The sequence below is a fragment of the Carbonicoccus niuqiaonis genome, from assembly GCF_050157065.1.
In the GTDB taxonomy this organism is placed as follows: Bacteria; Actinomycetota; Actinomycetes; order Propionibacteriales; family Propionibacteriaceae; genus Avipropionibacterium.
In genome coordinates this window covers 100,649-119,369 of the sequence record NZ_CP189573.1, presented here as the reverse complement: position 1 = coordinate 119,369, position 18,721 = coordinate 100,649, and the positions used below count along the sequence as shown (strand labels likewise).

General features: G+C 64.6%; 17 protein-coding genes, 4 pseudogenes and 1 other annotated feature. Of the genes and pseudogenes, 13 read left to right on the top strand and 8 right to left on the bottom strand.

Features of this window, described 5'->3' with window-relative positions; genetic code table 11:
• Window position 1: 1 nt before the first annotated feature.
• The 4 genes and pseudogenes from ACQBAU_RS00520 to ACQBAU_RS00505 all read left to right on the top strand — a co-directional run.
• The gene (locus ACQBAU_RS00520; RefSeq protein WP_465256154.1) at window positions 2-982 is read left to right on the top strand and encodes a carbohydrate ABC transporter permease; all 981 of its coding nucleotides are present in this window, start codon (window positions 2-4) and stop codon (window positions 980-982) included.
• Between the two features lie 25 nt (window positions 983-1,007).
• On the top strand, window positions 1,008-1,703 hold the full coding sequence (locus ACQBAU_RS00515) for a YesL family protein (RefSeq protein ID WP_465256153.1): 696 nt from the start codon (window positions 1,008-1,010) through the stop codon (window positions 1,701-1,703).
• Window positions 1,704-1,705: 2 nt separating this feature from the next.
• Window positions 1,706-3,346 (top strand): extracellular solute-binding protein, encoded by a 1,641-nt coding sequence (locus ACQBAU_RS00510; protein ID WP_465256152.1) that lies wholly within the window; start codon window positions 1,706-1,708, stop codon window positions 3,344-3,346.
• A 134-nt stretch (window positions 3,347-3,480) separates the two neighbouring features.
• Window positions 3,481-3,897: pseudogene (locus ACQBAU_RS00505) on the top strand (transposase); the annotation flags it as partial.
• Window positions 3,898-3,940: 43 nt separating this feature from the next.
• Here ACQBAU_RS00505 and ACQBAU_RS00500 read toward each other — a convergent pair.
• The gene (locus ACQBAU_RS00500) at window positions 3,941-4,477 is read right to left on the bottom strand and encodes a hypothetical protein (RefSeq protein ID WP_465256151.1); all 537 of its coding nucleotides are present in this window, start codon (window positions 4,475-4,477) and stop codon (window positions 3,941-3,943) included.
• A gap of 119 nt (window positions 4,478-4,596) precedes the next feature.
• Here ACQBAU_RS00500 and ACQBAU_RS00495 point away from each other — a divergent pair.
• From ACQBAU_RS00495 to ACQBAU_RS00475, 5 genes and pseudogenes are all read left to right on the top strand, one after another.
• Window positions 4,597-5,875, top strand: a pseudogene (locus ACQBAU_RS00495) (IS3 family transposase).
• Window positions 4,896-5,045, top strand: a sequence feature (AL1L pseudoknot). Its footprint overlaps the pseudogene before it by 150 nt.
• Window positions 5,876-6,455: 580 nt before the next feature.
• Window positions 6,456-6,695 (top strand): annotated as a pseudogene (locus ACQBAU_RS00490) (IS21 family transposase); the annotation flags it as partial.
• 133 nt (window positions 6,696-6,828) lie between these two features.
• Window positions 6,829-8,513 (top strand): annotated as a pseudogene (gene istA, locus ACQBAU_RS00485) (IS21 family transposase).
• The gene (locus ACQBAU_RS00480) at window positions 8,513-9,100 is read left to right on the top strand and encodes an ATP-binding protein (RefSeq protein WP_465259431.1); all 588 of its coding nucleotides are present in this window, start codon (window positions 8,513-8,515) and stop codon (window positions 9,098-9,100) included. The pseudogene istA and the gene ACQBAU_RS00480 overlap by 1 nt, the downstream one beginning before the upstream one ends.
• On the top strand, window positions 9,091-9,315 hold the full coding sequence (locus ACQBAU_RS00475) for an ATP-binding protein (protein ID WP_465259430.1): 225 nt from the start codon (window positions 9,091-9,093) through the stop codon (window positions 9,313-9,315). Before ACQBAU_RS00480 ends, ACQBAU_RS00475 begins: the two co-directional genes overlap by 10 nt.
• A 25-nt stretch (window positions 9,316-9,340) precedes the next feature.
• Here ACQBAU_RS00475 and ACQBAU_RS00470 read toward each other — a convergent pair whose 3' ends face one another.
• The 5 genes from ACQBAU_RS00470 to queC all read right to left on the bottom strand — a co-directional run bounded on the left by ACQBAU_RS00470 (window position 9,341) and on the right by queC (window position 11,788).
• On the bottom strand, window positions 9,341-9,826 hold the full coding sequence (locus ACQBAU_RS00470) for a DinB family protein (RefSeq protein WP_465256704.1): 486 nt from the start codon (window positions 9,824-9,826) through the stop codon (window positions 9,341-9,343).
• 126 nt (window positions 9,827-9,952) lie between these two features.
• Window positions 9,953-10,096, bottom strand: a complete 144-nt coding sequence (locus tag ACQBAU_RS00465) for a hypothetical protein (protein ID WP_465257114.1) — start codon at window positions 10,094-10,096, stop codon at window positions 9,953-9,955.
• The gene (gene queD / locus ACQBAU_RS00460; protein ID WP_465257115.1) at window positions 10,093-10,461 is read right to left on the bottom strand and encodes a 6-carboxytetrahydropterin synthase QueD; all 369 of its coding nucleotides are present in this window, start codon (window positions 10,459-10,461) and stop codon (window positions 10,093-10,095) included. The genes ACQBAU_RS00465 and queD overlap by 4 nt, the downstream gene beginning before the upstream one ends.
• Window positions 10,458-11,093, bottom strand: coding sequence for a 7-carboxy-7-deazaguanine synthase (gene queE, locus ACQBAU_RS00455; protein WP_465257116.1), 636 nt, complete (start codon window positions 11,091-11,093; stop codon window positions 10,458-10,460). Before queE ends, queD begins: the two co-directional genes overlap by 4 nt.
• The gene (gene queC / locus ACQBAU_RS00450; RefSeq protein WP_465257117.1) at window positions 11,090-11,788 is read right to left on the bottom strand and encodes a 7-cyano-7-deazaguanine synthase QueC; all 699 of its coding nucleotides are present in this window, start codon (window positions 11,786-11,788) and stop codon (window positions 11,090-11,092) included. The genes queE and queC overlap by 4 nt, the downstream gene beginning before the upstream one ends.
• A gap of 107 nt (window positions 11,789-11,895) precedes the next feature.
• Here queC and ACQBAU_RS00445 point away from each other — a divergent pair, with 107 nt between their 5' ends.
• From ACQBAU_RS00445 to dbpB (ACQBAU_RS00430), 4 genes are read left to right on the top strand one after another with little or no spacing between them, the layout of a single operon-like run.
• On the top strand, window positions 11,896-12,765 hold the full coding sequence (locus ACQBAU_RS00445) for a hypothetical protein (protein ID WP_465257118.1): 870 nt from the start codon (window positions 11,896-11,898) through the stop codon (window positions 12,763-12,765).
• A complete protein-coding gene (dbpB, locus tag ACQBAU_RS00440) occupies window positions 12,762-13,898 on the top strand; it encodes a DGQHR domain-containing protein DpdB (protein WP_465257119.1) in 1,137 nt (378 codons plus the stop codon). Before ACQBAU_RS00445 ends, dbpB (ACQBAU_RS00440) begins: the two co-directional genes overlap by 4 nt.
• Window positions 13,895-15,121: a tRNA-guanine transglycosylase DpdA gene (dpdA, locus tag ACQBAU_RS00435; protein ID WP_465257120.1), complete on the top strand. Its 1,227-nt coding sequence runs from the start codon at window positions 13,895-13,897 to the stop codon at window positions 15,119-15,121. The genes dbpB (ACQBAU_RS00440) and dpdA overlap by 4 nt, the downstream gene beginning before the upstream one ends.
• Entirely contained in the window at window positions 15,121-16,224 is a 1,104-nt protein-coding gene (gene dbpB, locus ACQBAU_RS00430; RefSeq protein ID WP_465257121.1) for a DGQHR domain-containing protein DpdB, read from the top strand. The genes dpdA and dbpB (ACQBAU_RS00430) overlap by 1 nt, the downstream gene beginning before the upstream one ends.
• An 8-nt stretch (window positions 16,225-16,232) precedes the next feature.
• Here dbpB (ACQBAU_RS00430) and ACQBAU_RS00425 read toward each other — a convergent pair whose 3' ends face one another.
• Both ACQBAU_RS00425 and dpdK read right to left on the bottom strand, forming a co-directional pair.
• Window positions 16,233-18,218 carry a hypothetical protein gene (locus ACQBAU_RS00425; protein ID WP_465257122.1) on the bottom strand — a complete coding sequence of 662 codons (1,986 nt, stop codon included), beginning with the start codon at window positions 18,216-18,218 and terminating at the stop codon, window positions 16,233-16,235.
• Entirely contained in the window at window positions 18,215-18,679 is a 465-nt protein-coding gene (dpdK, locus tag ACQBAU_RS00420; protein ID WP_465259429.1) for a phospholipase D-like domain-containing protein DpdK, read from the bottom strand. The genes ACQBAU_RS00425 and dpdK overlap by 4 nt, the downstream gene beginning before the upstream one ends.
• Between the last annotated feature and the right edge of the window lie 42 nt (window positions 18,680-18,721).

Here is an 18,721-nt window from a genome sequence, read left to right as displayed (position 1 = left end):
GATGTCACAGACCACCGCCGCGACCGGCACCGCCGGCACCGTTCGGGGCACGACTGATCCCGACAAGTTGAGCACGCCGCCGCCCAAGCCGATCAGCAGAGGACTCGGTGACCGCGGTTTCGACCTGTTCAACGTGATCATCCTGGTCGCCGTGGTAGTGATCATCGGCTACCCGTTGTGGTTCATCACGATCGCCTCGGTCAGTGACCCGCAGGCGGTCAACTCCGGGCAGGTCTGGCTGTGGCCGGTCGACTTCACCCTGGACGGATATCGGCGGGTCATCGAGGAGTCCAGCATCTGGATGGGCTACCGCAACACGATCGTGTACACCGTCGTCGGCGTCATCATCCACCTCGCCATCACCTTGCCGTGCGCCTATGCGCTATCGCGCAAGGAGACCATGGGACGGACCGCGATCACCTGGTTCATCCTGTTCACAATGCTGTTCAACGGCGGCATGATCCCCACCTACCTAATCATCAAGGACCTCGGCATCCTCGACACCCTCTGGGCCGTCGTGCTGCCCGGTGCCACCGGGGCATGGTCCATCCTCGTCGGACGAGCATTCTTCAAACAGACCGTGCCCGACGAGCTCACCGAGTCGGCCCGGGTCGACGGGGCGAACGACTTCCAAATCTTCTTCCGGATGGCCATCCCGCTCTCAGCGCCGATCATCGCCACCCTCGCCCTGTTCCACGGCGTCGGATTGTGGAACGAATACTTCAAAGCGCTCATCTACCTCTCCGACCGCAACAAGTACACCCTGCAGCTGATCCTGCGTGAGCTCCTCATCGTCACCCAAGGCTCAGGCGGCGACGACGGCGGTGCCGGCTCGGCCGACGACATCGCCGAACAGCTCCGGATCGCCTCGTTGATCAAGTACGCGGTGATGATCGTGGCATCCCTCCCGCTGTTGATCATCTACCCGTTCCTGCAGCGCTTCTTCGTCAAGGGCGTGCTGATCGGATCGGTCAAGGAATGAGACCACCCTGTCACCGGGCCGCGCGATGAGCGGCGGCACCCTCGGCCGCCCGCTCGCGGTGCTGGACACGATCCTGCAGTGGATCATCCGACTGGTCTGGCTCAACCTCTGGTGGGTCGCGCTGACCCTGCTCGGCGGGGTGGTCCTCGGGTTCGGGCCGGCCACGGTGGCAGCCCACACCGTCGCCACACGATGGCTGAAAGGCGAGACCGACCTGTCGGTCCCCCACGCCATGTGGCAGGAGTGGCGACGCAACTGGGGGCGACGGGTACTGGTCAGCGTGCTCTGCATCGGACTGACGGTCTCGTTGGCGATCACCTGGTTGTCCGCCCGGGAGCAGACTGCGATCTCCGGCGCGGTCATCGAGGCATTGTCCACCGTCGGTCTGCTGTTGGCGGCGGCTACCCTGTCGCAAGTAACGTGGGTCACCGAGCGCACCGATCTCACCGTAGGCCGCACCCTCGTGGCCGCCTTGGCCGCAGCAATCAGCCGACCGTTTCTCACCGGAACCCTACTGCTCCTCGGTCTCGGCTGGCCGACACTCCTGATCGTGACCGGATGGCCCGGCCTGCTCCCAGCGTGCGGCGTGAGCGTGCCGTTGCTCGCCGGGGCATGGTGCATCGAACGCGCCTTCCCCTCCCCCCTCCACACAAACGACGACTCTCCCGCGGCGGAGGTACCGACGTCTCCACCGCTGACACCACTCGAAAGGACTGATTGAGCATGCGACCGATCACTCGTAGGACCGCACTCGGCCTCAGTGCCGCTGCCGCTGCCTCCCCCCTGCTCGCCGCCTGCAGCGGCAATGGGAGCGGCAACGAAACCCAGAAGAAGATCGACAGCCCGGATCCCAACATCAACCTGACCGGAATGCCGATCGTGAAGGAGAAGACCACGATCCAGTTCATGTCCAGCCGCTACCCCGGTACAGCGGAGGACTGGAACACCGTGCTCTCGATGAAGACGATGGAAGAACTGAGCAACGTCCACATCAACTTCGGAACCATCCCCCAAGCCGGAATCGTCGAGAAGCGCAACCTGGCACTCGCCAGCGGCGACTACCCCGAAGTTTTCTTCCGCACCAACATGGCGGCACCCGAGATCGCAAAGTACGCCGATCAGGGCACGTTCGTCCCCCTGAACGATCTGATCGACAACTACATGCCCAACCTCACGGCCATCCTTGACGCAAACCCGGAGATCCGCAACGGACTGGAGTTCCCAGACGGGAACATCTACTCATTGCCCACACTGTTCGAGCCGACGTTCCAGACGCGGCAGCTGCAACAGAAGCTGTGGGTACGCAAGGACTGGCTCGACGCCTTCGGGATGTCGGTGCCGACGACCCTTGATGAGTTCGAGGCCTACCTCACGGCGGTCAAAACCCGAGATCCCAACGGGAACGGCAAGGCCGAGGAGATCCCACTGTCGGACGGCTCCAGGATCCAATCGGTCTACCGGTCGCTGTGGGGCACATTCGACATCGGCAACAAGGGATTCACCAACGCCAATGTCGACCTCGACCCTGCGACGAACAAGGTCCGCTTCTATCCGGTGAGCGACGGCTACCGAGACGAGATGGCGTACCTGAACCGACTGTATGAGGGTGGGCTGATACAACAGGACATCTTCTCGATCACGCGCGCTCAGTTCAATGCCACAGGCAAGGAGGGACTGTACGGCAGCGTCGTCTCCCAGACCCCGACCGGTGACTTCGGTGCCGAGATCGGAGACAACTACGTCGCGGTTCCCCCGCTGAAGAAGTCCGCCGGGGACCCGGTGCCGTCATGGAACTCAGCCGCCTCCCCGCTGGCTATCGTCGGGGCATTCACGATGACCGACAAGAACACCCACCCGATCGTGACAGCCAGGTGGGTGGACTACTTCTACGGCGACGACGGGGCACGCCTGTTCTTCATGGGCGTCGAGGAGAAGAGCTACGAGAAGAAGGGCAGCGCGTTCGAGTTCGTGTCGGAGATCACCGACAACCCGCAAGGGCTCACCGTCGACGAAGCACTCCGCCCGTACGTGATCTACATGGGCGGGGGCTACCCCGGGATCATCAAGGCTGCCTATCACAAGGGGATGGAGAGCACCGAACAGGCACACGAAGGCACGGCTGTCGTAGCCCCGCACGCAATCAAGGACGTCTGGCCAGACTTCACCTTCTCATCGGAGGAGTCGGCCGAACTCGCCAACGTCACAACGGACATCAACAAGTATGTCGAGGAGTCGCTAGCGGGATTCATCACGGGCAAGATCCCGATGTCCGACTGGGATGCCTACGTCAAGCGGTTCGACTCGATGGGGCTGGCCGACTACCTCAAGATCCAGAACGATGCCTACGAACGCTACATCAGCTGAATCCTGGTCAGACTTCCGCACCTTCCGTGACCGCAGGACCCACCAACTCCAATCAGAGACCACTGCAAAGGAGCAGCAGGAGCTAACTAACCCCGACCAATCCGAAACGGCCGCCACCAGACGACCTCACCCAGACACTCGACACTCGGGTCGGCACGATCGATGTCGCGGTCCCGAAGCTGCGCTCGGGCACTTACTTCCCCGACTGGCTGTTGGAGCGCCGCAAGCGGGCCGAATCGGCGATGATCACTGTGGTCGCTGACTGCTATCTGGCCGGGGTGTCGACCCGGCGGATGGACTAGCTGGTCAAGACATTGGGCATCGACTCGTTGTCGAAGTCGCAGGTGTCGCGGATGGCGGCCGATCTCGACACCCATGTCGCCGAGTTCCGCAACCGGCCGTTGAGCGATGCCGGACCGTTCACGTTCGTCGCCGCGGACGCGTTGACGATGAAGGTCCGCGAAGGTGGGCGGGTCATCAACGCGGTCGTACTCGTCGCGACCGGGGTCAACCACGACGGACACCGGGAGGTCCTCGCTGTTCGGCGGGCAGCGCGCGCCCCACAGGGGTCGTGCCCTCATCCATGGGGTCGGGCTATGTCGTGTGGTCAGGGACGGGTTGTCTGGCGAGGAGTTGCCAGCGGCCGCGGGTGTTGGTCCAACCGGTGGCGTGGCGGTGTTCGTCGTTGTGGATCGCGAACAGGTCGAGGTGGTGTTCGGCCCATTGGCACATTCGGTCGACGAGTGGGGGTATGAGTTCGGTCTCGATCGCGACGAGGGTGTCGCCGGCCAGGTTGGTGGCGAGGCCGGCGATGACGTCGATCCCGTAGGCCGCGGCGAGGTCGACCCGCCGGATCTGGCAGCCGCGGATCCAGAGCCGTTGTTCGGCGGTGAGCAGGGTCATGACTTCGTGGGCCGGGACGACTGCGGCGTCGGGGTGGGTGTGCGCGGCTTCGGTGACGGCGGCGTTCACCTGGTCCCGGTCGAGCAGTTGGGCGCGGGGCACAGTGATGGTTCCGGTGGTGCCTGTGTGGGTGTTGAGCCAGTCGACCTCGGCGCTGGGCGCCTTGGGCCGGCCGCGGCGACGCCACCACACCACCGCCTCGTGCGGTCGGTGGTCCTGGTCGGTCATGCGCCGATTCTGCCGGATCGGCATGGGCCACAGATCCACCGATCTTGTGCGGTGTCACCACAGGTTGAACCGCACTGGGTTCTTTGGAGGCTCGTGACCTTGGAAACGAGGATGAGCACATGCCGAAGGAGCAGGTGCCCGGGAAGCCGCAGACGCGGCGCTACACCCCGGAGGAGAAGGCAGCGGCGGTCCGGATGGTCCGTACGCTGCGAGCAGAGCTGGGGACCGAGCACGGGACGGTCCAGCGGGTCGCGTCCCAACTGGGCTACGGAGTCGAGTCGGTCCGCCAGTGGGTCAAGCAGGCCGACATCGATGACGGTCACGCCCCGGGCGTGACGACTGCGGAGGCAAAGCGGATCAAGGAGCTGGAGCAGGAGAACCGCGAGCTCAAGCGCGCGAACGAGATCCTGAAGCGCGCGGCGTCTTTCTTCGGGGCGGAACTCGACCGCCAACACAAGAAGTAGTCGCATTCATCGACGCCAACCGCGACGAGGTCGTGGAGGGCAAGAAGCTCGGAGTCGAGTCCATCTGCAGCACCCTGTCTCGGGCAGGGCTGCAGGTGGCTCCGAGCACCTACTACGCCGCGAAGAACCGCGAGCCGTCGGCGCGAGCTGTGCGTGACGCCGAGTTGCGTCCGGCGCTTCGGGAACTCTGGGAGGCCAACTACCGGGTCTACGAGCCCGGAAGCTGTGGAAGGCCGCCCAGCGTGCCGGCTGGGACGTCGGGCGGGACCAGACCGCCCGCCTGATGCGCGCCGAGGGCATCGAGGGCGTGGTGCGCACGAAGCGGGTACGGACCACGCGACCAGACGACAAGGCCGCTCGGCATCCGGACCTGGTCAAGCGCGATTTCACGGCCACCGGCCCGAACCAACTGTGGGTCACCGACCTGACGTTCGTGCCGACGTTCGCCGGCATCGCCTACGTGTGCTTCATCATCGACACCTTCAGCCGGATGATCGTCGGCTGGCGCGTCGCGAGCCACATGCGCACCGAGATGGTCCTCGACGCCCTCGAGATGGCCCGCTGGTCGCGCGGCACACGGCTCGAGGGTTTGCGGTGTCATAGCGACGCCGGGTCGCAATACACGAGTCTGCGCTACGGCGAACGGCTCGCCGAGATCGGCGCGGCCCCGTCGATCGGCACCGTCGGGGACAGCTACGACAACGCCCTCGCCGAGACCGTGAACGGCTACTACAAGGCCGAGCTCATCCGCGGAGCCGCACGCCCGGGACCGTGGCGCACAGTCGACGACGTCGAACTCGCGACCCTCGGTTGGGTCCACTGGCACAACCACCAGCGCCTACACGGCTACCTCGGCGACCTACCGCCAGCCGAGTTCGAGGGGAGGTTCTACGCTACCCAGCAGGGCGACCAGGCCCTGGTTGAAATCAAATGACCAGAGCCTCCATCAGACCCAGTGCGATTCAGGGGTCAGTTTTCAGCCAGCGTTGACAATCACACGACTCCCGAAGAGGCCAACCATGCCCACGTTCTTCGATTCCACCGCTCCCGACGCCCGCGGCCTTGTGGACCTCGTCGAGCACGTGCTGGATCCGCGGGCCCAGGGCCGAGTCCGGGGCACAGCCAGTGCAACGGCGATCGACTCGACGCTGACTGCGATCGGGCACAACTCGGCTGTCTCGTCGCCGGGCTCGACCCCGCGACCCAAGGCGGTGGCAAGGGTCGCGGGTCCAGGCACGGGACGGTCACCTCAAGTCGGAGACTGAACCACGAAGTAGTCCGGATCAAGGGCGCACGGGGCACGCCCGCTCGGAACTAGTCGACCCTGCTGCGCGCGATGGCCGGGCTGCACCCCGTTTCCGAGGGAGTGACATGCTGCGAATCCACTACACCTTCAGGCGATGCTTAGCGTCCATGTCGACGGCGGGTGAGAGCTGACCCTCAGAGCATTTGAAAACCGACCCCCTCCGGACCCTGATCTCAACCGAGGTCAGGAGGAAGCGGATGCTGACTGTTCGAAGAACACGGTGAAGGCGGGGATCGGCAGGGACGCGCCGAAGTGCAAGCGGGCGCGGCGGGGTCGCTGGTCGACGAGGACGAGCCGCGGATCCGGGACCGCTGCAGGTTTGTCCGACGATGCAGGCCACGATGATGGCCGAACGGATCGGCTGGGAGCACTCGATTCGGATCCTTGGGAACCGGGTCAGTGAGCCTGCGGCCGGTGCATCTGCCCGCCGGACCCGGCTTCGCTGACTCTGGCAGGTTGGTCTGGCCCCACCGTGACGGTCTGATCTGGCCCCGGCCGCGACGCGCGGGGGTGGTTGCGACGGTTTGATCTGGCCCCACCCGAGCCTGGCCTCACTGCTGGTTCGAGGAAGTGGGGTAGGGATGGAGTCACGGGTGGAGTTGTTCGCGGCGATCCGGCGGGACGCACGGGTGGAGGGTCTCTCGATACGCGCGTTGGCGGCCCGGCATGGGGTGCACCGGCGTACGGTGCGGCAGGCGCTGACGTCAGCGGCACCGCCGGCTCGGAAGGTGCCGGTGCGTGCTGCGCCACGGCTGGACCCGTACCGGGTAGCGATCGACGAGATGCTGCGTTCGGATCTGACGACGCGCCGCGTAAGCAGCGGCACACCGCCACCCGGATCCTGGCCCGCCTGGTCGACGAGCACGACGCTGCTGAGCTGTCGTACTCCACGGTCCGCGACTACGTGCGGGTCCGGCGCGCGCAGATCGATCTGGAGGCGGGGCGTCGGGTGGAGGTGTTCGTGCCGCAGCAGCACGCCCCGGGCGCGGAGGCGGAGGTCGACTTCGGTGAGGTGTGGGTGGTGCTGGCCGGGGTGAAGACCAAGTGCCACATGTTCGTGTTCCGGCTCTCCTACTCCGGGAAGGCGATCCACCGGGTCTATCCGACCTGCGGCCAGGAGGCGTTCCTGGAAGGACACATCGAGGCGTTCCAGACCCTGGGCGGGGTACCGACACGGCACATCCGGTACGACAACCTCTCCAGCGCGGTCACGACGGTGCTGCATGGCAAGGACCGCCGCCGCCAGGAGAACCAACGGTGGGTGCTGTTCTGCTCGCACTACGGCTTCGATGCGTTCTACTGCCAGCCGGCCGGCATCGCCGGCGCGCACGAGAAGGGCGGCGTCGAGGGCGAGGTCGGCTGGTTCCGCCGCAACCACCTCACCCCCATGCCCGCCGTGGACACCCTGGACGAGCTCAACGACCTCATCCGCGACTGGGAGACCGCCGACGAGGCACGCCGCCTGGCGGGAAAGAGCTCCACGGTCGGCGCCGACTACCAAACCGAGAAGGTGCAGCTCGGGCCGTTGCCGGTGGAGCGGTTCGAGCCGGGGCTGGTGCTGCATCCGCGGGTCGACCGCTCGGCGATGATCACGGTCCGGATGATGAGGTACTCGGTGCCCGCGCACCTGATCGGCCGCAAGGTCCGCGTCAGCCTGCGAGCCTCGCACCTGGCGGTCTACGACGGCCACACCCTGGTCGCCACCCACCGCCGGGTCGCCTCCCGCGGCGGGCACGTGGTGGACCTGGACCACTACCTCGAGGTCCTACGTGTCAAGCCCGGCGCACTGCCAGGGTCGACCGCGTTGGCGGCCGCCCGCGCGACCGGTGCGTTCACCTCAGCGCATGAGGCGTTCTGGGCCGAGGCGAGGAAAGTCAACGGCGACGCCGACGGCACCCGCGAACTCATCGACGTCCTACTACTGCACCGCTCGCTACCTGCCGAGGCCGTGACCGCTGGGATCAGCGCAGCACTGACCGTCGGGGCGGTCTCAGCCGAAGTCGTGGCTGTCGAGGCACGCCGCCACCACACCGCCACGGGTGGGGCCAACACGGACCGTCAACCCGCTGCTCGACCCGCGGTGTTTGAGCAGCGTGTTGTCTCCCTGACCCAACGACGGCTGGCGGACCCGGCCGCGGTGATCGCCGGGCTCCCGGCGGATACGCGGCCGTTGCCCTCGGTGGCCGCCTACGACCAACTACTACCCCGCCGAGCAGCAGCCGCCAGGACCGCGGTTGATGACGACCTGTCGAGAGCGAGCAGCTGATGCCGACCACACCCACCCCGACCAGCACGACCCTGCGCCGCCGCCGTGGTCTGACCGAGGAGGCCGCCCTCGCCGCCGTCGACCAAGCCTGCCGCCGGCTGCGGCTGCCCACCATCCGCGGCGTCCTCGACGAAGCAATCACCGCAGCGGTCAAGGAGCAACTGTCCTACCCCGGGTTCCTAGCCGAGCTGCTGCTAGCCGAGGTCGACGACCGCGACCGCCGCTCCTCCGCCCGCCGAGTCAAAGCCGCACAGTTCCCACGCCAGAAATGGCTCGGTGACTTCGACTTCGACGCCAACCCCGCCATCGAACCCGCGACCATCCACCAGCTCGCCACCTGTGACTGGATCCGCCGCGGCGAACCACTCTGCCTCATCGGAGACTCCGGCACCGGCAAATCCCACCTACTCATCGGCCTGGGCACCGCAGCCGCCGAAGCGGGCCACCGCGTCCGCTACACCCTCGCCACCCGGCTCGTGAACGAACTCGTCGAAGCCGCCGACGAGAAGACCCTGGCCAAGACCATCGCCCGCTACGGCCGTCGACCTACCTACTCATCATCGACGAACTCGGCTACATGGAACTAGGCCGCCGCGGCGCCGAACTCCTCTTCCAAGTCCTCACCGAACGCGAAGAGAAGAACAGCATCGCCATCGCCTCCAACCAATCCTTCTCCGGCTGGACCCACACCTTCACCGACCCACGCCTATGCGCAGCCATCGTCGACCGCCTCACCTACCACGGCACCATCATCGAAACCGGCACCCACTCCTACCGACTCGCCCACAGTCGAGCGAGATAGTCAGAGCAGGCAGAGAGCACTGAAGTCAGAGGTCCCAGGCGTCCCGCCAACTTTCCGGGGTCGACCACCCACCGACCGCTGCATAGGCAGACCAAAGACCGTGGTGGTTGGCCTCGTGCTCGATGAAGACGTCGAACAGCTCTCCAATCCCCATCGCCGTGTCCCCGAACTGGTAGTTGGCAGCAACCGCCTCTGCTCCCAGCTCATCAACAACTGCGGACAGCTCCGCGTCCGCACGCTCCAAGCCGGCGAGCAAGTCGTCCCGGTCAAGGCTGCCGCCGTATCGAGCGAACTTGGTAGGCATCGAAAGGACCCGCGACCTCAGAGTGTCCGTATACAGGTCAGTGACCTGCAGAACATGTCGGAACTGGCGATCCATCGACCCGAAACGGGCGTGAGGTGAGAAAGCGTAACGATCCTGAGGAGTTTGCTCCACAAAGTCCCGCGTCAGTCCCCGCACGAACTGCCACGACGACCGGAAGTCGACGATCACCTGCTCGGTGCCATCCATGCCCGAACTCTAGGCATGGCACCCAGAACCCGCCACACACGCATGCGCACCACGTGCCCGATCGGGGCCAGATCAGACCGTCAACTCGGGGCCACTTCAGCTTGACACACTCACTTCGCGGACGATTTATGAGCCGGCGAGTTGGCGCAGTTCGACTTCTGGTTCCCGCCAATCGAACTGCCCGGTCGGGTGCGGCCAGACCCGCACGGCGAAGCAGTTGCCGGTGACGACCACGGTGTCGAGGACTGTCAGGCAGCTGCATTCGCTCATGCCCCTCGGTACGCGCAGCCGGAAGTACAGGTCTCTTGGACCCTGATCTCATTGAGGTTTGGAAGCACCGGGATCAGGCGATCCCAGATCCACTTGGCGAGAACCTCGCTGGTCGGGTTCTCGAGTCCTTCGATCTCGTTGAGGTAGTAGTGATCGAGCTGGTCTTCGAGGGGCTTAAAGGCGCCCTTGATGTCGCCGAAGTCCTGAACCCAACCGCTCTCGTCGCCGACGGGCCCGAGGACATGGACCTCGACCTTGTAGGAATGACCGTGGAGGCGAGCGCACTTGTGACCCTCCGGGACGTTCGGGAGGCGGTGGGCCGCTTCGAAGGAGAACTCGCGGTAGATCTCAGCTGTGTGTGTCACGGAATCCCTAGGTACTTGTGGGTCTGCAGGCTGAGCTGCCAGCGCGGGTGCTCCATGCAGAACTTGACTGCGAGTTGAGTGTTGGCGGGAAGGTCGAGGCCATCCATCGGCTGGACGCGGAAGCTGCCGAAGTCCAGGTGCTCAAATGTCACAGGGTCTACGCCGGCTTGGGGGACGACGAACTTCAATTCCTGCCCGCTCTGGACCACCAACTCGGCGCCAATCTTGGGGCTGACGCAGAGCCAGTCGATCCCGGCCGGCGGCTCGATCGTTCCATTGGTCTCGACCGCGACGTAGAAACCTCGCGCCTTGAGGGCCCGTACGGCGAGAGCGTCAAGCTGCAGCAAGGGCTCCCCACCGGTGCAAACAACCATGGGTTCACCGCCGGAGCCATGGGGCCACCTCGATGCAACTGCGTCGGCGAGCGCCTCGGCGTCGCGGAACTTGCCGCCGCCTTCGCCGTCGGTGCCAACGAAGTCCGTGTCGCAGAACTTGCAGATGGCGCGCTCTCGGTCCTTCTCGCGCCCAGTCCAGAGGTTGCACGAACTGAACCTGCAGAACACAGAGGGGCGGCCAGCATGGGCACCCTCACCCTGCAGGGTGTAGAAGATCTCCTTGACCTTGTAGGTCACGCTTGCGCCCCCTGGTACTCAAGTGGATCCTCGAGACCCGCCTCAGCGAAGCCCTTGAGCCTGAGTAGGCACGAGTCGCAGTGGCCGCACGGCAGGCCCTGGTCGTCCGGGTCGTAACACGAGGACGTGAGCGAGTAGTCCACTCCGAGCCGCCTGCCAGTGTCGACGATCTGACCCTTGGTCAGCTCGATGAGCGGAGTGTGGATCCTGAGTTCATTCCCCTCGGCTCCGGCGCGTGTGGCGAGGTTCGCCATGCGCTCGTATGCAGCAATGAACTCAGGCCTACAGTCCGGGTAGCCCGAGTAGTCCAGAGCGTTCACGCCGATGAAGATGTCGGTCGCACCCACAACCTCCGCGTAGGCCAGAGCGAACGACAGGAAGACCGTGTTGCGGGCCGGCACGTAGGTGATCGGGATCTCCTCGCCGGAGATCTCCGCGGCGGAGTCATGCTTGGGGACCTCAACGTCAGCCGTGAGGGCGGATCCGCCGAACACGCGTAGGTCGATGTCACACACAACGTGGCGAGAGACTCCGGCCACCTGCGCGACGCGCTGCGCTGCGCCGAGCTCGATCTCGTGGCGTTGACCGTAGCGGAAGCTCAGAGCGTACACCTCGAACCCCTGCTCCTTGGCGATCGCGAGCACGGTGGTGGAGTCCAGTCCCCCGCTCAGCAGTACGACGGCCTTCCTCGTCATGCGCCCCATCCTCTCCATCTGTAGACAACCTCGGCCCCACTCCATCGCAACGAAACTACACGCTAGAGTAGCCGCGTTGAACATGTAGTTTCGGAAGCTGTGAGGTCATGTCGCGACAGAAACTGACGATCGTCGTCACCTGCACCGACAGGAAGTCGGCGACCCCACGCCCCGAACTGATGGCTCGCAATCTTCCGCGCGGGGCGGTGGAAGCCCGCGCCCGGGTGTGGACGACGACGGTGGCCAGATCGCAGACGACCTCACCGCTGATCGATCTGTACCGTGGCGAGACTTGGAGCCAGGTCAAGCGACTCATCGCCACCGCACAAGATGTCGGCTTCGAACCGGACGTACTCGTGGCTTCAGCCGGACTCGGGCTTCGCCGCTTGGGCGACGCGGCGCCTGCATACGCGGCAACCTTCAGCGCTGGCCACCCTGATTCAGTTGCTGTTTCGACGGCCGAGACTCGGGCTTGGTGGAGAACGCTCCCCCGAACTTCGGCACCTGTAGGGGGACGTGCCCTGTGGGTGCTCTCAGAGACCTACTCACGGGCGATCGGAACCGACCTGTTAGACAGCACCGCACCCAATGAACTGTTGGTCTTTGGTGGCTCTCGGGAGATCCCCGACGCCTTCCGGATCGCATCGGATCGCTGGCTCCGCCATGCCCTCGGCGGCACCACGACGAGCCTCAACCTTCGCGCGGCTACGCAGTGGCTGACGCTCACGAGGACCACGGATCCATTTGCCGAAGGCGCCCAGGTACTGTGGCGCGACTGGTCGGAGCGTTCACGCCACCGCGAGGAGTACAACCGCAAGGCGATGGTGGACAGCGCAGTGCTTGAGTTCATCAGTGGCCTCAGGACTCACGATCCGGTAATCTCCAAGACTCGCGCTCTCAAGTTGCTACGGGACTCGGGCTTGGCCTGCGAACAGCGGCGCTTCTCAGACCTCTTCCAACAAGCGGTAGCACCGTGACGAACCCAGATTTGCTGATACGCCGAGCGCTGAAGGTGCTGCAGAGCGACGCGACTCCGCTTTACCTATTCACACTCGCCGCCGAGGAGGTCGACCTGGTCGCCGATGTTGCCCGCATCGGCCGGGACGAAGCGGGAAAGTTGATCGGCTATCAGCGCCCTGAGAAGCAGAAGCACGTCAAGCAGATCCAGGACTACCTGGACACCGCGGATCCCCTCTTCCCCAACGGGCTCATCCTCGCTTTGCCACCCGAGGTCAAGTTCAAATCCAGCCGCGGCCCGACCACGACCGACGGGCTCGCGGTGGCCGGGACCTTGGAGATCCCGATCGCGACTGACTGGGAAGGTCCTCGACCGGCATGGATCGTTGATGGGCAGCAGCGCAGTTTGGCTCTCGCTCGAACCAGGAACCGACGCCTCCCCGTCCCGGTTGCTGGATTCGTGGCCGCCACCTTGGAACTCCAGCGAGAGCAGTTCCTACGCGTGAACACCGTTCAGCCTTTGCCAACCGGTCTCGTCACCGAACTACTGCCCGAGATCTCCAGCGTACCCTCCGCACGCATGGCCACAAGACAACTGCCCTCAGCGCTGGTCGACATGCTGAATCAGGACAAGGACTCGCCGTTCCGCGGGATGATCCGTCGAGCATCCACGCGGGCCGAGGATAGGAAGCGGGCCGTCGTCACCGACACCAGCCTCGTGGAGGCAATCCGCGAATCAGTGGAGTCACCCTCAGGGGTCCTCTTCCCGTACCGAAACATTGCCAGCGGGACAACCGACACCGAGGGCATCCGGCGAGTGCTTTTGGCCTACTGGGGAGCGGTACGAGAGACATTCCCTGAGGCGTGGGGCAAGCCCCCGAACAAGAGTCGGCTCATGCACGGGGTTGGCATCCGGGCCATGGGTCGAGTCATGGACCGGGTGATGACGCATGTGCGCGACGACGACCCGCGGGCCGAGGAGCGAGCTGCGCAGGAACTAGGGCTGATAGCGAAGAAGTGCCGATGGGCTAGCGGCACTTGGGAGGATCTGGGTGTCGTGTGGAATGACCTGCAGAACACGCCGCGACACATCAGCGCGCTCTCGAACTACCTCGTGCGCACGTACCTCGCTGAACGGACCGGTCGAAAGTGAAGTTCTACTTCCCGGACAGCCAGGACCTCGTCAGTCCGACCTACGACTTCTTACGGGACGAGTACGCCACCCATAGAGTCCGACAAAGGGATGACCGATATGCCCACGAGGTGCTTGAACAGGCGCCCTACCACGGGGTGCTTGCCAGCAAATCCATAGTCGACGGTTCCGTCAAGGGCGCCGGCAGGTACTCGGGCGCCCAGCGCGCCCGCATGTATCGGATGGGCGTACGGCGCTTCTTCCGCCTCCCAGACGAGGTCGAGACACTCGGCGACAACGGCGCGTTCAACTACGTCGATGAAGAAGTTCCTCCTGTCACGGCGGAGGAAACCCTCGACTTCTACGACGAGTGCGGCTTCGATGCTGGTGTCAGCACGGACCACATCATTTTCGGCTACGCGCCGGGTGCCACGGAAGCAAATGTCGACTCGCAGTGGGCACAACGTCGACGTCTGACGTTGAGGCTTGCCGAGCAGTTCATCGAGGCCGTCCGCGAACGACGAAGCACCGTGCAACCGGTTGGCGCCGCGCAGGGCTGGAGTCCCGACAGCTTCGCCGACAGCGTGCACGCCCTTCAGACCATGGGATACGAACGAATCGCGCTGGGCGGCATGGTCCCTCTCAAGACCAACCAGATTCTCGCCTGCCTCACTCGCATCCATGAAGTACTCAAGCCCGAGACCGAACTGCATCTTCTCGGCATCACGCGGATCGACTCGATGGATGACTTCGCCAACTTCGGCGTAGCCAGCTTCGACAGCACGTCGGCGTTCCGCCAGGCATTCATGGACGACCGGAAGAACTACCACACAGCTGAGCGGGCCTACGTGGCGATCCGAGTCCCGCAAGTCGACGGCAACCCAACACTCAAGCGCTCCATCCTCGCCGGCGCGGTCAGCCAAAAGGAAGCGTTGGCCGCCGAACGCGACGCTCTCAAGGCGCTGAGGGCTTATAACGGAACCGTTCGCGCCCGGTGGGCATGCATAGACGCACTCGGCACGTACGAGATGGTGTGCCAGTCCAAGAAGTCATATCTGGCTGCATACGACGAGACGCTCGCGGACGCGCCCTGGACGCACTGCCGTTGCAAGGTGTGCACGCAACACGGCATTGAGATCGCCATCTTTCGCGGCACCGAACGCAACAAGCGTCGTGGGTTCCACAACATGTCGGTGCTCGCTCAGCGTATGAGTGTTCTTAGTTCCAACACGAGGAGGGCCTGATGGCCGATCCCTACGAAATCCGGCTACCTGCATTGCGGATCCGGCAGGGACAGCAGTACATCTACACCTTCGGCGTCGATGGCAAGCAGATCCACGACTTCACAACGGTCAGCCGAGCCCACCGTCACGACATCGAACTCCAGGGTTACCAGCGTCCTGAGGTGCTCAGCCACATTCGATCTATCCGCCGCTACCTCGAGTCCGACGGGGCAATGCTTCCCAACGCGATCGTGCTGGCCTTCGATGATCGGGTGAAGTTCGAACCGGTAGGTTCCCGCAGCGTCGTTGAGTACGTCGCCGCCGGCGAACTCGTCATTCCTGTCGATGAATCGCTGTCGGATGACGAGAAGCCCGCATGGCTCGTGGACGGGCAGCAGCGAAGTGCCGCGATCCGCGATGCGGACCTCGCCGAGTTCGCAGTCGCTGCAGTCGGATTCATCGCCCACGGCGAAGCGGAGCAGCGCTCGCAGTTCATCTTGGTGAACAACACGAAGCCCCTACCGAAGGGCCTCATCCACGAACTCCTGCCGGACACCAAGGGACATCTCCCTGCTGCATACGCCAAGAAGCAATTGCCGGCGCGGGTGCTCACGCGTTTGAACTTCGGGCAACGGCCGAAGGGCGAACCGTTCGCGGGACGAATCGCAACACCCACGATGGCCGGTGGCTACATCAAGGACAACAGCGTCCTGAAAATGATCGAGAACAGCCTCTACGACGGCGCGCTTTACCAGTACCGCGATCCGGAGGATGGATCCGGCGACCTCGATCAGATGGTGCTGCACCTCAACTACTTCTGGACCGTCGTGCAGGTGACGTTCCCCGAGGCGTGGGACCTCCCCCCCACCAAGTCACGCCTCACGCACGGCGCAGGCATTCAAGCACTCGGCTACGTGATGGACGCCCTGACCGACGGAACCACGGCGCTCGAACTCCCGAAACTCGGGATCGAGCGGAAGATCGAGGCACTCGCAGAGTACTGCGCGTGGACCAGCGGATCTTGGAACTTCGGTGGCGACGAACCGCGTCGATGGAACGGCATCCAGAACACTCCAAATGACGTGAAACTGATGACCAGCCATCTCCTGCGGGCCCTCAGATAAGTCAGTTGCTACCCAACGTCACCCAGCAACTCAGCGATTCCGCTCTCGACCGCACGGAGCATCGACGCGGATCCCGCGCCGTCGGGGTACCGGATCAGGGCACCCTCTGCGTTGTCGGTGATGAAGCCCGTCGCCGCATGAGTCGCCCGTCTTGTAGCGACGACGAGCAGATCGGCGTTGCGCGCATGCTGCTTGAGAGCGGGATTGCCGTCCTTGTCCGAGGAAATCTCAACGCGGACGTTCGGCCACTCAAGGTTGATGGTCTTCTCGACGCGCGCAAGGGTCCCTTTGTCCAGGCTGTAGAGCAGGACCCTGTGGCTTGAAGCACGCCGGTCAGTAAGCAGTGCAGCCGAGTCCGCTTCGGCGACGGCCCAGTCGTAGCCGAGCGCTACGTCCTCAGTGATCAATCCAGCCAACTGTCGAAGCGAGGCTGGCAATCTGCGCTTTTGCTGGTTGAGCGGCGCCAAGAGGGCCGCGACGAAGTCGGCGCGCGTCGCACTATCGCTCGCGGGGCCGCATGCCACTACGTCGGCGAGGTCGATCGCCCGGGTCGCTGTGCCGACAGACACCCATTGATGCGCAAAACCACGAACATCGCTTAGGACCTCACGGTAGGAATCCGACGATGGGCCGCTACGCAAGAAGATCCCGAGTAGAGCGGCGATCGCGCCCAGGTCGTATGGGCTGAACCGCTCAGCGACCAGATATCGACGCACGAGAGCGGCAGCGGTGTGGGGAGCCGGATGGTCCAGATCGTCGGCGTCGAGAAGCGCGGCGACACCAGCGAGGAGGTCGTCCGTGGCGAATTCAGGCAACGCATCGATCGCATCCGCCAAGTCCGGATCGACTCGCCACGCGGGCAGCCAAGCCAGAGCCTGACCGGTCTCCAGCGGCAGCTCTTCCGCGGTGCCAAGTCGACCGACCCAGTCCAACCAGGAGTCAAGGGCAGCCGTCGTCGGTGCCGCGGACGTGTCAGGCTCGGCCGGTCCTTCGGTTATCGATGTGTCAGGCGTTTGAGCTTCGTCGGCCGGCCTCGGATGCGATGCAGAGGTCAATCGCTCGAGCACACCGCGGTCGACAGTCGGGTTCGATGCAAGGGTGGCCGCCAAAGCCGCGTCCTGGCGCGCGATCGCAACGAGAGCACAGACCGTGCTCACATCGGGATCGCCGGTTCTGGCCACAATGTCGTCGACGAGCATCGCGACATCGGGGTTAGCCTCCCGGATCGCGCCGAGGGCTGCATCGACATCGTCGGCGCGCACGGGGCGGGCAAGGTTGACCCTTGCCCACGCGGCGAGCACACCTTCGCGAACGAGTCGCGGGGGGTCGACGTAAACCAAGGTGGGGAGCGAACCGTGCGCAAGCAGGTCCTGATCCTTGCCCAATCGAGCCAACCGGCGGACATGGAGGAACGCGACGTTCTGGTGCGACACCCCGCCGTTCGTCTCGATTTCTCGCAGCAGGCTCGCAGAAGTCTCGACCGCTCCGCTGGCGAGAGCGAGGTCGAACTCGCGCAGCATGCGCCCGATCGGGCGAGGCGCCTTCGGGACACGGAGCGACACGTCACCGATCGTCGAGACGAGTCTGCGAAGCGCGGTAAGGGTCGGGGCCGCCGTCTGCGCGGTGGGACGGAGAAGGAACGTCGTTCCGGGACCGACGAGATCGAGGACGGCCGTATCCACCGGGTCTGCTGAATCGAGTCGAGTGACCCGTCCGTCGAACCGACACCAGTGATGGGCAACGGTCGCCTCGAGTAGCGCCCGGATCCGGCCGGCGTGTGCGGTGTCCCAGCACACCACATAGACGCTGGTGGGCTCCGCCGAATCGGTTCGCCGACACGGAAGGATCAGCGGACATTCGCCGGGCTTTGGCAAGGCCGCGAGGAACGGCACCATGGTGGTGGCAACCGGACTGTCGGGGTCCATGTTGGGCCACAGGCGATTCGGCGGTGAGAAGAAGCGCTTGAGGAAGTCATCGGTCGACAGTGCCGTCACTCCTGTCCCCCGATCCAGCGGGTTCGCAACTCAAGGCGATGCCGAGCGGCTTCGGCCTGGTCGAGCTGCAACTCCATGCTTTCCTCGTTGACCTGTGTGCCGTTCCAAGTGAAGTTCATCGAGCCTGTGAGAAACCAGTCCCCGCCGACAATCAGCTTTTCGTGGAGGTCTGCACTGGAGTACACGTGCAACGCATCGGTGGCCGAGGTGCGCTTCAAGCGGTCGACGAACGCGTCGTTGTGCGCGACCTTACGCACGGCCACATGGACCTGAACTCCTCGGCGGGCGAGTTCCGCGAGCACCTCGCTAAGGGTCATGTTCGACCGAGGGTCGGCGCCCAACACCGCTTCGAACTGGCGCGTCGCATTGTCGATGACGGCCACGTCTGAGACCCAGCCACTCACCAGCCAGAACTCGTCGCTCGGCGAGCACAACTCTGACAACAAGGCGGCGGCGAGCACGTCCCGGATGGCGAGTCCATTCCGCGGCTGGGTCCTCACAGT